This window comes from Kitasatospora sp. CMC57 (assembly GCF_045866025.2).
GTDB lineage: Bacteria > Actinomycetota > Actinomycetes > Streptomycetales > Streptomycetaceae > Kitasatospora.
Genome location: NZ_AP035881.2, coordinates 726,878 through 739,480, shown reverse-complemented (window position 1 = coordinate 739,480; position 12,603 = coordinate 726,878). Strand labels below are relative to the sequence as shown.

Genomic DNA, 12,603 nt, shown 5'->3' with positions numbered 1-12,603 from the left:
GTGAGCGTTAACATACTTATCACGCCGGGGAGTTGGAGGCCGAAACGTGACGGGACCCGGGAGCGTATCCAGCCCCCGGGCCCCTGAGATGCCACCCACTTGCACACACCGGCACGTTGAAGGGTGCGGATCATTCTGAGATCGACGTGTTCTCCCGTTGAACTACCGTGCCACGGTCAGAGGCACAGGCGGGACTTGAACCCGCATCCGTCGATGATCGTCCACGCCCGGTCGATCCGGTGATCGGCGGCGAATACTGAGACTGGAGCGAGAATCTGAGATTCATGGGACGTGCCTCTACCGCTTGGGCCACCTCGGCGCGTTGTGGTGCCGAGGGAGGGATTCGAACCCCCACTGTCGTCCCGTGGTCAGCTTCAACATCAGTTTCAGCTTGCGCTCTTCAGCGCACCCCCCGCTCGAACGGGGGGTGATCATGGGGCTACCTGAACAGGTAGCCGAACACCGCGTCGCCGACCCGCTCGTCGGTGACCTCGGTGTTGTTGGCCTCCTCGCGGGCGAACTTGACGGCCTGCTGGAGCTTCTCCAGACGCTCCGTCAGCTCGTTGACCCGGCGGGCGGGCAGTGCACCGGAGAACTTCACGGTCGTCCAGTAGCCGACCGGAATGTCCTCGTAGTACACCTCGACCTGCGCCGGGTGCTTCTCGGTGGCCTCGGCCTTCACGTGGTTGCGCGGCACCTTCTTGGTGCGGATGGTGCGCACCGGGTCGGTCTTCCAGGAGTCCGTCGACGGGTCCAGGTTCCACGACTCGGCGGCGTCCAGCACCGGGAGCTTGCGGACGAAGGTGTACAGGTCGGTGAGCTGCTTCTCCAGGAAGAGCAGGTACGGCACCGGGACGTCGGCCAGCAGGACCGTGCCGTCCACCACGACATCGGCGGCGGCCGTCCGGTTCGCCCGGTCCTTGGTGGCGGTCACGTCGAACAGCCGGGTCAGGGTCGCGGCGGTGCTGCGCAGGATGTCCTCGGCCTTCACCTGCACCCGGGTTGACTCGGGCGGCAGCTGCTCGCCCTCCTCGTCCTTCGGCTGGTAGGTCCGGGCGATGCCGGCCAGCAGGGCAGGCTTCTGGAGGTCGTGGTGAGCCTGGGTCAGCTCCTGGAAGGACTTGGACTTGACGCCCTTTTCGACGGCGATGATCTGATTCAGCTTCGGCACGCCACGGAAGCTATCAGCAAACGTTCGGATGGTCCGACCATTATTCGAGCGGTACGTGGTCGCGGGCGTACAGCGCTACCGGTCGCGGGCGGAGGGCAGATTCTTCTGGGGATGGCCCGCGCAGGCCCTAGGTCGAACGGCCGGGCGTAGGACCGGCGGGCGGCCGATCCGACCGGGGGACCGGGCGGCGGAGAGTGGAGGCATGAACACCACCACCGCAGGAACTGCTTCCCGACCCGTCGCTGTGATCACGGGCGCCTCCCGGGGCCTCGGACTCCAGCTCGCCAGGGCACTGGCCCGGCACGGCTGGCGGCTGGTCCTCACCGCCCGCAGCGCATCCCTGGCCGCCGTGCAGGCCGAATTGGCGGCCGTGACCGAGGTCGTCGCGCTCACGGGTTCCGTGGTCGACGACGACCACCGGGAGCGGCTCGCCAAGGCCGCCGAGCGGTTCGGCGGCGCCGGTCTGCTGGTCAACAACGCGAGCACGCTGGCCGGGTACGACCTCGCCGGTGCGCCGATGCCCGCACTGGCGGACTTCCCGCTGCCCGGCCTGCTGGAGACCTTCGAGGTGAACGTGCTGGCGCCGATCGCGCTCACCCGGCTGCTGCTGCCCCAACTGCGGCGCCACGGCGGCTCGGTCGTCAACCTCAGCTCGGACGCGGCTCGCGAGGCGTACGCCGGCTGGGGCGGCTACGGCGCGAGCAAGGCCGCACTCGACCACGCCTCCGCCGTCCTGGCCCTGGAGGAACCGGAGCTGCGGGTCTGGGCGGTCGATCCCGGCGACATGCGGACCGAGATGCACCAGGACGCCTTCCCGGGCGAGGACATCTCCGACCGTCCGCTGCCCGGCGACGTTGCCGTCCCCGGCATCCTCGCGCTGCTCACCCGGCAGCCCGCCTCGGGGCGCTACCTGGTCTCGGATCTGACCGGGGGGCGCTGAGATGACCACCGCACTGGAGAACCCGCTCGACTTCACCGTCCCGGCCGAACTCTCCGCCCGCGCACCGGCGGAGGCCCGCGGACTGGCCAGGGACGGCGTCCGGATGCTGGTCGGCCGTAGCCGTCCGCTCGCCACGGAGCACCGGCTCTTCGCCGACCTGCCGACCGTGCTCGAACCGGGCGACCTCCTGGTGGTCAACAACTCGGCCACCCTGCCCGCCGCCCTGCCGGGCCGCCTCCCCGACGGAACGCCGGTCACCCTCCACCTCTCCTCCGCCCGGCCCGACCGGCGCGGCCACCACCTGGTCGAGCTGCGCCGCCCCACGACCGGCGCGGCAGAGTACTTCCCGCCCGAGCTCTCACCCGCCCGGGCCGGCCTGCCGATCGCTCTCCCGGCAGGCGGCAAGGCCGAGTTGACCGCCCCGCACACGCCGCGCCTCTGGTACGCGCGGTTGGCGCTGCCCGCTCCGACCGGGGAGTACCTGGCCTCGTACGGCAAGCCGATCCGGTACGGCTACGTGGACCGCGAGTGGCCGCTCGCCGCCTACCAGACGGTCTTCGCCGACCAGCCGGGCAGCAGCGAAATGCCCAGTGCCGCGCGGCCGTTCACGCCCGAGGTGGTGGCCCGGCTGGCAGCGAGGGGAGTCCTGCTCGCCCCGGTGACCCTGCACACCGGGGTCGCCTCGCCCGAGGCGCACGAGGCACCGTACCCGGAGTGGTTCCGGGTCCCCGCCCACACCGCCGACCTGGTCAACCACGTCCGCGACAGCGGCGGCCGGGTGGTCGCGGTCGGTACGACTGTGGTCCGCGCCCTGGAGTCGGCGGCCCGTTCCGACGGTCGGCCGAGCCCGGCCGAGGGCTGGACCGACCTGGTCGTCACCCCGTCCCGCGGCGTTCGCACCATCGACGGCCTCCTCACCGGCTGGCACGAACCCCGGGCCTCCCACCTGCACCTGCTGGAGGCGGTGGCGGGGCGGCCGCTGCTGGAGCGGTGCTACGCCGAGGCGGTTCGGGGGCGGTACCTGTGGCACGAGTTCGGGGACGTCAACCTGCTGCTGCCGTGACGGTGGCGCCCCGCTCCGCGGGCGGCCCCGGTCCGGGCCGGGGCCGTCCGTGGAGCGGGTGGTGTCAGGAGCTGATGACCTCCAGGAACGGCTGGTGCGTCGGGTTCTCGCGGCTGGTGAGGTTGACGGCGAGACCGACCGTGCCGAGCGGCTGCCACACGGTGAGGGTGGTGGCGGGGCCGGTGAGGGCGGCGGTGACGTCGAGGGCGGTCCAGTCGGGGGTGGTGGAGAGGCGGCCGGTGCCGAGGGGGGTGCCAGGGGCCGGGGCGCTGTTCCACGTGAGGGTGGGTTCGGTCCAGGGGGTGGCGGCGGTGGTGAAGGCCTGGACGGTGGTCTGGGTGCCGCCGGAGTCGGCGACGGCGCCGTGCACCCAGAGGACGGCGCGGCGGACGGTGCCCGGGACGGCGGAGGTGTCGAAGGCGAGCAGGGCGCGTCGACTGAAGCCGCTGGCCGAGGAGTTGGTGTTCTTGACGGTCAGCGTGGTGGCGGTGCCGTACGCGGTGTCGGCGTACGAGCCGTCGCGGACGTAGGCGTCCCGCAGCGGTGCGAGGACGGTTGCGGTGGCGGACGGAGTGGTACCGGTCTTCCGCAGCGTGACGGTGCGGCCGGCGCCCTGGGTGCCGCCGGTCTCCACCAGGAGGGTGACGGTGCCGGAGAGGGAGAGGACGTTGACGCCGGGGGAGGGATCGGCCGAGGTCCAGCCGGGGCTGGCGAGGGTGACGGTCACGGTGGCCGCGAGCCGGGACGGGTCGGCGACGGTGACCGTCAGCACCCCGCCGGACTCCCGGAGCAGGACCGAGCAGGGCGCGGAGGCTGTGATCGGCCCCGCTGTTCCGGCGGCGAAGAAGTTGGCCGCCGTGACGCCGGAGGCGGCATCCGAAACGGCTTGGACGGAGGGCGAGTTGGCCAGCACGGTGGCCGTGGGAGCGGCGGCCCGGGCGGCGGCCGTGGCGGCCGTCGCGCCCGGCATCAGCAGGTACTCGTACGCCGCGCCGGCCGGGTCGGTGCCGTGGTCGAACCAGAGCGTCAGATAGCGGCGGGTCAGCTGCTCGGTGGTCCCGTTGGTGTTGATGTCGTGCCAACTGCCGGTGCGGGCGTCCCGCTTGGCGTGCAGCGTGGTGCCGGCCGGGAGGACGTAGCCGCCGAAGCCGGAGATCGCGACCGACCGGGCGCTGGTGAACTGCTGCGACCAGCCGAGGGTGGCGGGCTGGAGGGTGCCGTCCACGGTCAGGCCGTGGGTTCCGGTGGGGCCGAGGTTGCGGTTCTCGACCGTGGTCTCCACCGGGACACCGTCGCCGCAGCTGATGCCCGCACCCAGGCAGAGCACCGAATCGTCCAGCAGGAACCAGGACTTGCGGCCGGCGAGGGTGGAGGAGAGACCGCGCAGGTCCTGCCCGACCGCAGCGTAGGTGCCGTCGGTGGCGCCGCCCGCCCAGACGTTGTCCGGCCGCGTCGCACCCCAGGCGCCGCCCGCCGCGTCCGCCAGCGGCTTGGTGGAGACGGTGGTGCCCGGCAGTCGGTACGGGTCCACGGTGGGCCAGAAGGCGTCGGAGTACTGGCCGTTGCCGTAGTCGGCGCCCCACCAGGCGAGCAGGCCACTGTTGGTGTGCCAGCCCCGCAGGTGTTCGCCGTTGCCGGTCTCGTAGAAGGTGGTGCGCGCCGAACAGAGGCTCAGCGAGGCGGCCCAGCCGGTCCGGCGGACCACCGCGCGGTCCATCGCGAAAACCTGGGCACCGGCCGGTTCAGGCGTGGCGGTCACCGAGGAGTCGGACAACAGGGCCTGTGCGCGAGCGAGTTCGGGGACGTCCAGGTAGGCGTTGGAGAGGTAGGGGCGGTAGTGGTCCCGGGAGATCCAGCCCTTCACGGCGGTCCGCCACCCGGCGGACTGGGCGGCGGGGGCGGCACCCGAGTCGGCCAGCCGGAGGATGTGGCCGAGGATGGTGTGACCCCGGGTGTGGTCGTCCTGCTGGAGCTGGAGCAGGTCGGTGGACTGGCGGCCCCGGCTGACGGAGCGTCCGCCGACCGAGTCCATCACCAGGCCGTTGTAGAGGAACGGCGCCCAGGCGTTGGCGACGGCGTCGAAGACGTTCTGCCGCTGCGGGTCGGAGACCTGCCAGGCGGAGCCCGCGAGCAGCGCGAACAGCTTGCTCAGGCCGCCGAGCAACACCTCACCGTACGAGCCGGTGTACGGCACCCAGGTGTGCTGGATGAACGAGCCGTCGGTGTACAGGCCGTCACCGCTGAGCACGTACGGGAAGACCGGGGAGAGCGCGGTGGAGGCGGCGGCGAGCTGGGCCGAGCTGCGGCCGAGCACGCCGCACAGGGCGATCACCCGGCACAGGTCGACCCGGTTGGCGCCGGTGCTGGTGCCGCTGTAGGAGGTCAGCCGGGAGCCGGGGACGGCGTGGTCGACGGCGGCGAGGTAGCCGGTGAGCTGAGTGGCCGTCAGGCGGCCGTACACCAGGACGCAGGTGTCCAGCAGGGCCTGCGGCGAACCGATCTGCCAGTCCCACCAGTTGCCGTAGGCGGTGGCGGTCGGGGTGTAGGCGTTGGCGTACAGGTGGTCCAGGCCGGTCACGACGGCGGTGGCCAGGGCGGGATCGCCGGTCAGGCCGGTGCCGGGCTGGGCCCAGGCCAGGGCCATGGTGCGCAGGCGCAGGTAGCTGCCGGTGATGTTGGCGGAGGCGGTGCCGAGCGGCAGGTCGGGCCAGAGCGAGCCGGTGGCGGGTGCCATCGTGCCGTACTGCGTCCTGGCCCGGTCGCCGAGCCCGCGCAGGGTGGTCGCGTACGGCTCGGCGGCGGGGTCGAAGCCGGTGCCGGTGAGCAGGTCGCGCCAGCGCAGCCGGAGCGTGTCGTACGCGTCGGCGGCGGCCCCGGCCGGGGCGGCGGTGAGCAGGACGGTGCCCAAGGTGACCGACCCGACAGCGAGTTGGAGCACCCGGCGGCGGGAGAGCAGCGGGCTGGACGGCACGGCGTTCATGGGGCCTCCTGGCCGGAGCGGGTCCGGACGCGGCGAGCTGGCCGCTGGGCGCCGTGGGGGAGGCGCGGCGGCGCCCGGTCGGAGCCGTTCCGCTCCGGGCGGCACGACGGTAAGCGCTTTCCCGACGGGGAGTCAACGGCCAGGACGGTAACGGTCGCAGTGTGGCGAAGTGCGGCGGCCTCAGGGCGGGGGTGCCCCGGTGGTCCCGCGCAGGACGACCTCGACCGGCAGCTCGACGGTGCACGGCTCGGCCGGCCCGAGCGCCAGCCGTACGGCCTCGGCGCCCATCCGGGCCAGCGGCAGCCGGACGGTGCTCAGCGGCCGGCTCAGGTCCTCCGCGAGCGGGATGTCGTCGAACCCGGCCACCGAGACCTGGTCCGGCACCCTGAGTCCACGGGCCCGGAGCTCGGCCAGCGCGCCCACCGCACAGACGTCCGAGAGTGCCAGTACGGAGGTCGGCCGGGGCCCGTCGAGCAGGGCGGCCATCGCTCGGCGGCCGCCCTCCCGGCTGAACTCGGCGCTCACCACGGCGAGTTCGGTCAGCCTGACCCCGGCCTCGGCCAGGGCGTCCCGGACTCCGGCGAGGCGTTCGCCGGGCACCCGCAGCCGGGCCGGTCCGGTGATCACGGCGAACTCCCGGTGGCCGAGCGCGAGCAGGGCCCGGGTCAGCTCGGCGGCGCCGGACCGGTTCGCGGGACGGACGGTGTGGTACCCCGGACCGTGGTCGGTGACGGCCGCCACCGAACCGCCGGTGGCCCGGTACTCGGCGAGCGCCGCGTCCAGCCGGGCGGCCGCCGCCGGGTCGGTGTAGCCGGAGCCGGCCAGGATGATGGCGCGGACCCGCTGGGCGTGCAGCAGGCGGACGCCGCGCAGTTCGGTGGCCGGGTCACCGTCGGTGTTGACCACCAGGGGCAGCAGCCCGGCGGCCACGGCCGCGTCGCAGGCCCCCCGGGCCAGCGCGGCGAAGTAGGGGTCCGCCACGTCGTGCAGCAGCACCCCGACGGTGGCGGTGGCGGAGCGGGCCAGGGCCTGCGCCGGGGCGTTCGGCAGGTAGCCGAGCGCGGCCGCGCAGGCCCTGACCCGTTCGGCCAGGTCCGGACGGACCGTCCGGGCCGAGCCGTTCAGGGCCCGGGAGGCGGTGGCCAGCGACACCCCGGCCTCCCGGGCCACGTCGCCCAGCGTCACGCCCACGTCCGACCCCGTTCAGCAGTGGCAGATCCCCGATCCGGGCCGCCAGGCTACCCGTTCGGCGGGTGGCGGAGCGCGGGGGCGGGCGGGCGTGTGCCGAGAGGGCCGGCGGGCCGGACGAGGTACGGTCCGGGGCCGGCCCGTCCGGTGGCCGTCAGAGGTCCAGCTGGTGCTGGTGCGTCGTGTGCGTGGGTGTGTAGCCGAGGGCGTCGTTGATGTGTCGCATGTGCCGGTTGCTGTCGGCGGTGTCGGTCAGGAGGCCACCGAGGCCCGGATGCCGCTCATGGGCCTGGCGGATCGACTCGGCCTTCATCCAGCGGCCGAGGCCGTGTCCACGGTGCTCGGGCAGCACGCCGGTGCCGTAGTGCTGGCCGTCACCCGTGCCGGTGCCGGGAACGACGAGCTCCGTGAATCCGGCGATCGAGCCGTCGGAGGTGTCGAGGGCGACGACCGTGTGCAGCTGGTCGCCGCGCCGTTCGACGGCCTTCGCCGCAGCCCGGACCCGGTCGACGTCCCAGACCACGGCGCCGTAGTCGGTGTCCTCCATGGGCATGTCGTCCATGGCGCGACGTGAGGCGGCGAACGTTTCGGCGAGCTCGTCGGGGACGGTTCCCTGCCACGCCGCCAGCCGGTAGCCGGGATGCGGACGCTCGATGATCTCGGCGAGGGCGGTGGTGTCCACCTCGGCCAGTGGCAGGCGGGAGTACCTCAGCGTGAGGACCTTCCGGAAACCGCGCGCCACCAGGAACCGGTCGCCGGGGGCTCCGGCCTCGGCCTGCGCGATGACGCAGCGGCGGGCGTTGTCCCGGGCGGCGGCCACGGCGGCGTCGAGGAGCTGCGAGCCGACGTGCCGGCGTCGCTCCGCCGGATGGACCTGGAGGGTCAGTTCGGCCAGGTGCGCCTGTCCGGGACTGTCGAACAGGCGTAGGAAGGCGGTCCCGACGGGGATGGAGTCGGCGTCGGACGCCAGCCAGGCAAGGCGCCGGCTGTTCGCGCCGTGATCGGGGTCGGTCAGTGGGGTGATGCGAGACGACAAGGTGGCTCCGTCGTGAGGAGGTGGCGGTGGTCGGTACGCGGACTCAACTGCTGGGCACTCCTGCGCATGTGCTCCACACCTCCTTGTCGACGGCGCCGGTCCGGGGCGTCCGGTACGGCTGGCGGAGCCTAGCGGGGCCATCGGCTCTCGGCAAAGGATTAACGCACGGCCGGTGCGAGCGTGCGGTGACAGCCACTCAGCGACGGTCGCGACCAACACGGTTGCTCGGCCGCGTGCCGATCTGAGACCGTCACCGGTGGACCTGCTGGAGCCGGGTCGCGGTTCGGACCAGGTCGGCGACGGCCCTGGAGCGGCTCTGCCGGGGCCAGGCGATGACGGTGGTGACCACCGGTGCGTCCAGGACGGGCACGGCGGCGAGGTCGTCGGGCAGTTGGGCCCGGCACGACTCGGGTGAGACCGCGCAGGCCCGGCCCAGCGAGACGAGTTGCAGCAACTGGGTGTGGTCGCGGACCTGCGGGCCGGGGCCGGGCGGGTAGCTGCCGTCGCGGCAGGGCCAGCGCGGCAGCGGGAGGCCCGGCAGCCCGGTGATGTCGGCCATCTGCACGTGAGTCCGGGCGGTGAGCGGATGCCCGGCCGGCAGGATCGCGACCTGGCCCTCGGTGCTGAGCTCCTCGGTGTCGAAGCCGGCCGTCGAGTCGAACGGCCGGTGCAGCAGCGCCACGTCCGCCCGACCCTCCCGCAGGAGTCGTTCCTGCTCGGCCGGACCGCACAGGATGACGTCGACGGGGACAGCGCCGGGTTCGGCGGCGTACGCGTCGAGGAGCTTCGCCAGCAGTTCCCGGGACGCGCTGGCCTTGGTGACCAGGACCAGGGCCGGACCACCGGTCGCCGAGAGAGCCGCGCGGCGGGTCCGCCGCTCGGCGGCGTCGACCGCGTCGAGGGCGGCCCGGCCCTCGACCAAGAGCACCGAGCCTGCCTCGGTCAGCGTGACGGTACGGCTGGTCCGGTCCAGCAGCGGGGCCCCGAGCCGGCGTTCGAGCTGCTGGATCGCCCGTGACAGGGGCGGCTGCGCGATCCCGAGCCGCTGGGCGGCGCGCCCGAAGTGCAGCTCTTCGGCGACGGCGACGAAATAGCGCAGTTCCCGGGTCTCCATGCGGGCACGCTACCCCGGATCAATACCCGGGCGGTATCGCCGGGCACCCGATCGGTCTTGGACCCCGGTCGGGTTGCGCAGGCAGCATGATCCCCATGAGCGAACGAAGGATTGCGCTGATCACCGGCGCCAACAAGGGAATTGGTTACGAGATCGCGGCGGGCCTGGGCGCCCTCGGCTGGAGCGTCGGCGTCGGCGCCCGCGACGAGCAGCGCCGTGCGGACGCGGTCGCGAAGCTGCGCGCGGCCGGCGTCGACGCGTTCGGCGTACCACTGGACGTGACCGACGACGCGAGCGCGACGGCGGCCGCACAGCTGATCGAGGATCAGGCCGGGCGCCTCGACGCCCTCGTCAACAACGCCGCCATCACCGGCGGCATGCCGCAGGAGCCCACCCGGGTCGATCCGGCCACCCTCCGAACCGTCGTGGAGACCAACGTGATCGGAGTCATCCGCGTCACCAACGCGATGCTGCCGCTGCTGCGCCGCTCCGCGTCGCCGCGGATCGTCAACATGTCCAGTACGGTCGGCTCCCTGACCCGGCAGTCGGAGGCCGCCTCCGACCAGACGATCGGTCCGGTGGCCGCGGCGTACTCGCCGTCGAAGAGCTTCCTGAACGCCGTCACCCTCCAGTACGTCCGGGAGCTGCGCGGTACCAACATCCTGATCAACGCCGCCTGCCCCGGCTACGTCGCGACCGACCTCAACGGCTTCCGCGGCGTGCGGACGCCCCAGCAGGGTGCCGCGATCGCCGTCAGGCTCGCGACCCTGCCCGACGACGGGCCGACCGGCAGGTTCTTCGACGAAGCGGGCGTCGTGCCCTGGTGAACGGCACAGCAGTCGGCAGCCGCCGACGCAGTCAGTCCGCGCTACGGACACCGAGGTGCGTCCGGTGGTGGGTCGGCCGGTCGATCTCGTCCAGGAGGGCCACGGCCAGGTCGGGGTAGGAGATCCGGTCCGCGGCGTCGGCCGGGGCCAGGCTGTAGCGGCCGGTGCGGGTGCCCTGGTGGTCGAAGTCGCCGGAGGGGCCGACCACCAGCCAGTCGAGGGCGTCGGGGGCGGCGCGCAGCACCTCGGTGCCGGCGGCGTGCGAGAGGTAGAACTCGCGGTACTCCTGCGGGTAGCCCGGGGTGTCCATCAGCAGCGCGCCCGAGGCGGTCGGGAGTACGGAGGCCAGGCCGACCGAGAGCAGGCGGGGAACGCCGACGCTGGTCAGCCCCTCGACCAGGGCCGCCGACGCGGTGGCGAAGAAGTCGGGCACGGGGGCGTACGCCGCGACCACCGCGACGTCGTGAGCGGCCGCCAGCCGGGCGATCACGGCGGGGTCGGTCACGTCACCGGCGGTCAGGCCGCCCTCGGTGGCCGTCTCCGGGTGGGCGCCGGGGTCGCGGACCACGGCGGTGACCCGGTGGCCGCGCAGGCGGGCCTCGGCGGTGATCGCGCGCCCGGCCCGGCCTGCCGCGCCGAAGACGATGATGCTGCTCATGGGGAGGTCCTTCCGTCGGTGGCCGCCCGGTCGGCGACTCGTCAGGAAAGGTAGTCCCGGTGCTGGTTACCTCCGGGATACCTCCTGGCCGAGGGCTAGCCTGGCTTGATGCGAGAGCCACTGGACCCCGAGATGTTCGACCCGGTCTGCCCGTCCGACCTGTCTCCGATCAGGTTCGGCGACAAATGGGGCGGGATGGTCATCCGCTGCCTGGAGGACGGTCCGCGACGGTTCTCCGAGCTGCGGGTGCCGCTGCGCGGGATCACCGCCAAGGTGCTGACCAGTTCGCTGCGCGTGCTGGAGCGCGACGGGCTGATCGTCCGGAGCGAGGTGCCGGGCCAAGTGCGCCGGGTCGAGTACGAGTTGACTGCGCTCGGACGCAGCCTGTTGGGGCCGATGGACACCGCGTGCGAGTGGGCCAGGGTGCACTGGGACGAGCTGATCGACGCACGTGAAGCGGCGACCGGGCAGCTCCACAAGGCCGGCTGACACTTCGTCGGCGAACTCCGTACGTATGACAACGTGCTGAGGTTTCGTCAGTTCCTGACTTTCCGGTCCGTCGGGCCGAATCAGCCCTATCGGGCACTCTTCGGGGAGCCCCGGGTAGCCTTCGAGGTAATTTGGGTCGGCGTCGATCCGGCGGCACCCGCATGGTGGTTGACCTGCTGTGATATGCGGCTGACGGGTCATCGGAGACAGGAGGAGGTGTCCGGGCCACGACGGCACCGATGACCCGATAGGGCGGTCACGAAGTGTCCTCGCGGGCACTCCTGGGCGACCGCCGTCCATTTCGGGTGTCCGGCTGCTTACGGTCGTTGCAGACGGGTCGTGGCCCCACGGCCCGCAGAGACCGGAGGTATCGGAAATGCGACGTACCATCACCAAGTTCGGCAGTGTCGCGGCGGTTTCGATGTTCGCGCTGGCACTGGCGCAGCCCGCCGAGGCCGTGCAGCAGCCGACGACGGCGACCACGTCCTCGTCCGCGTACTTCGAGTTCACCGACGGCACGGACACCTTCGTCTTCAAGCTCACCGACTCGGCCAAGATCCAGCAGGCCCGGAACATCCTGAGCGGCGTGGAGACCGAGAACGTCGGCGTCATGGGCAAGGTCGTGAAGACCCCGGCCTTCTACAACTCGCCCTGGAAGTACCAGATCGCACCGAACTCGGTCTCCTTCTTCGGCATGGCGATGGAGGTGTGCGACGCGAGCATCGCCTACGTCGACGAGCACCTCAACGAGGTCGGCGGCGCGCTGCTGCCCGCCTCGACCTGGTGCCCGTGGCAGTCGAAGCTGACGCGCGAGATCACCGCGCCGTAAGGCGTACCCGCCAGGCGGGGTGCGGCCTCTTATGGCTCGGTCTGCTGGCCGGACTGCTCGGCATCCCGCTTGGGACGGTCGCGCACCGGGTGCTGGTCGACCACGTCGGAGCGGTGGACTTCCCGGCCGGGATGAAGGACGTCCGGCACCTGCCTCAGCTCGCGCTGCTCGCCGTGGCGGGGGGTCGTGATCGCGGTGCTCGGTGCGTTCGTCCCGGCTCGGGCGGCGGCGCGGCTGACCATCGCCAAGGTGCTGCACACGGAGTAGTGGAGCTCTGGCGGGGCGCGAGGAGGGGTGTTTGTGCCCCC

General features: G+C 72.6%; 12 protein-coding genes. 5 read left to right on the top strand and 7 right to left on the bottom strand.

The window, feature by feature from the left end; genetic code table 11:
- Positions 1-439 precede the first annotated feature (439 nt).
- Positions 440-1,171 (bottom strand): hypothetical protein, encoded by a 732-nt coding sequence (locus ACKUU6_RS03500; RefSeq protein WP_407986941.1) that lies wholly within the window; start codon positions 1,169-1,171, stop codon positions 440-442.
- 202 nt (positions 1,172-1,373) lie between these two features.
- Between ACKUU6_RS03500 and ACKUU6_RS03495 the strand changes: the two genes are divergently transcribed.
- Together ACKUU6_RS03495 and ACKUU6_RS03490 are read left to right on the top strand one after the other, a co-directional pair.
- A complete protein-coding gene (locus ACKUU6_RS03495; RefSeq protein ID WP_407986940.1) occupies positions 1,374-2,111 on the top strand; it encodes an SDR family NAD(P)-dependent oxidoreductase in 738 nt (245 codons plus the stop codon).
- 1 nt (position 2,112) lies between these two features.
- The gene (locus tag ACKUU6_RS03490; protein WP_407986939.1) at positions 2,113-3,174 is read left to right on the top strand and encodes an S-adenosylmethionine:tRNA ribosyltransferase-isomerase; all 1,062 of its coding nucleotides are present in this window, start codon (positions 2,113-2,115) and stop codon (positions 3,172-3,174) included.
- 64 nt (positions 3,175-3,238) lie between these two features.
- Here ACKUU6_RS03490 and ACKUU6_RS03485 read toward each other — a convergent pair whose 3' ends face one another.
- The 4 genes from ACKUU6_RS03485 to ACKUU6_RS03470 all read right to left on the bottom strand — a co-directional run bounded on the left by ACKUU6_RS03485 (position 3,239) and on the right by ACKUU6_RS03470 (position 9,492).
- Positions 3,239-6,154, bottom strand: coding sequence for a polysaccharide lyase family 8 super-sandwich domain-containing protein (locus ACKUU6_RS03485; RefSeq protein ID WP_407986938.1), 2,916 nt, complete (start codon positions 6,152-6,154; stop codon positions 3,239-3,241).
- A 180-nt stretch (positions 6,155-6,334) separates the two neighbouring features.
- Positions 6,335-7,345: a LacI family DNA-binding transcriptional regulator gene (locus ACKUU6_RS03480; protein ID WP_407986937.1), complete on the bottom strand. Its 1,011-nt coding sequence runs from the start codon at positions 7,343-7,345 to the stop codon at positions 6,335-6,337.
- Between the two features lie 151 nt (positions 7,346-7,496).
- Positions 7,497-8,378 (bottom strand): GNAT family N-acetyltransferase, encoded by an 882-nt coding sequence (locus ACKUU6_RS03475; RefSeq protein ID WP_407986936.1) that lies wholly within the window; start codon positions 8,376-8,378, stop codon positions 7,497-7,499.
- 250 nt (positions 8,379-8,628) lie between these two features.
- Positions 8,629-9,492, bottom strand: coding sequence for a LysR family transcriptional regulator (locus tag ACKUU6_RS03470; RefSeq protein ID WP_407986935.1), 864 nt, complete (start codon positions 9,490-9,492; stop codon positions 8,629-8,631).
- Positions 9,493-9,587: 95 nt separating this feature from the next.
- Between ACKUU6_RS03470 and ACKUU6_RS03465 the strand changes: the two genes are divergently transcribed.
- The gene (locus ACKUU6_RS03465; protein ID WP_407986934.1) at positions 9,588-10,319 is read left to right on the top strand and encodes an SDR family NAD(P)-dependent oxidoreductase; all 732 of its coding nucleotides are present in this window, start codon (positions 9,588-9,590) and stop codon (positions 10,317-10,319) included.
- A gap of 31 nt (positions 10,320-10,350) precedes the next feature.
- Here the strand turns inward: ACKUU6_RS03465 and ACKUU6_RS03460 are convergent, their stop codons facing one another.
- On the bottom strand, positions 10,351-10,977 hold the full coding sequence (locus ACKUU6_RS03460) for an NAD(P)-dependent oxidoreductase (protein WP_407986933.1): 627 nt from the start codon (positions 10,975-10,977) through the stop codon (positions 10,351-10,353).
- Between the two features lie 108 nt (positions 10,978-11,085).
- Here ACKUU6_RS03460 and ACKUU6_RS03455 point away from each other — a divergent pair, with 108 nt between their 5' ends.
- Together ACKUU6_RS03455 and ACKUU6_RS03450 are read left to right on the top strand one after the other, a co-directional pair.
- Positions 11,086-11,466: a winged helix-turn-helix transcriptional regulator gene (locus ACKUU6_RS03455; RefSeq protein ID WP_407986932.1), complete on the top strand. Its 381-nt coding sequence runs from the start codon at positions 11,086-11,088 to the stop codon at positions 11,464-11,466.
- A 376-nt stretch (positions 11,467-11,842) separates the two neighbouring features.
- Positions 11,843-12,295 (top strand): calmodulin-binding protein, encoded by a 453-nt coding sequence (locus ACKUU6_RS03450; RefSeq protein ID WP_407986931.1) that lies wholly within the window; start codon positions 11,843-11,845, stop codon positions 12,293-12,295.
- Positions 12,296-12,324: 29 nt separating this feature from the next.
- Here the strand turns inward: ACKUU6_RS03450 and ACKUU6_RS03445 are convergent, their stop codons facing one another.
- Positions 12,325-12,555, bottom strand: a complete 231-nt coding sequence (locus ACKUU6_RS03445) for a hypothetical protein (protein ID WP_407986930.1) — start codon at positions 12,553-12,555, stop codon at positions 12,325-12,327.
- Positions 12,556-12,603: the final 48 nt, after the last annotated feature.

Excerpts from the sequence above, each read along its gene's own strand:
- ACKUU6_RS03495 (WP_407986940.1), top strand. The coding sequence starts at position 1,374 with ATGAACACCACCACCGCAGGAACTGCTTCCCGACCCGTCGCTGTGATC.
- ACKUU6_RS03490 (WP_407986939.1), top strand. The coding sequence starts at position 2,113 with ATGACCACCGCACTGGAGAACCCGCTCGACTTCACCGTCCCGGCCGAA.
- ACKUU6_RS03485 (WP_407986938.1), bottom strand. The coding sequence starts at position 6,154 with ATGAACGCCGTGCCGTCCAGCCCGCTGCTCTCCCGCCGCCGGGTGCTC.
- ACKUU6_RS03470 (WP_407986935.1), bottom strand. The coding sequence starts at position 9,492 with ATGGAGACCCGGGAACTGCGCTATTTCGTCGCCGTCGCCGAAGAGCTG.
- ACKUU6_RS03465 (WP_407986934.1), top strand. The coding sequence starts at position 9,588 with ATGAGCGAACGAAGGATTGCGCTGATCACCGGCGCCAACAAGGGAATT.
- ACKUU6_RS03460 (WP_407986933.1), bottom strand. The coding sequence starts at position 10,977 with ATGAGCAGCATCATCGTCTTCGGCGCGGCAGGCCGGGCCGGGCGCGCG.
- ACKUU6_RS03455 (WP_407986932.1), top strand. The coding sequence starts at position 11,086 with ATGCGAGAGCCACTGGACCCCGAGATGTTCGACCCGGTCTGCCCGTCC.
- ACKUU6_RS03450 (WP_407986931.1), top strand. The coding sequence starts at position 11,843 with ATGCGACGTACCATCACCAAGTTCGGCAGTGTCGCGGCGGTTTCGATG.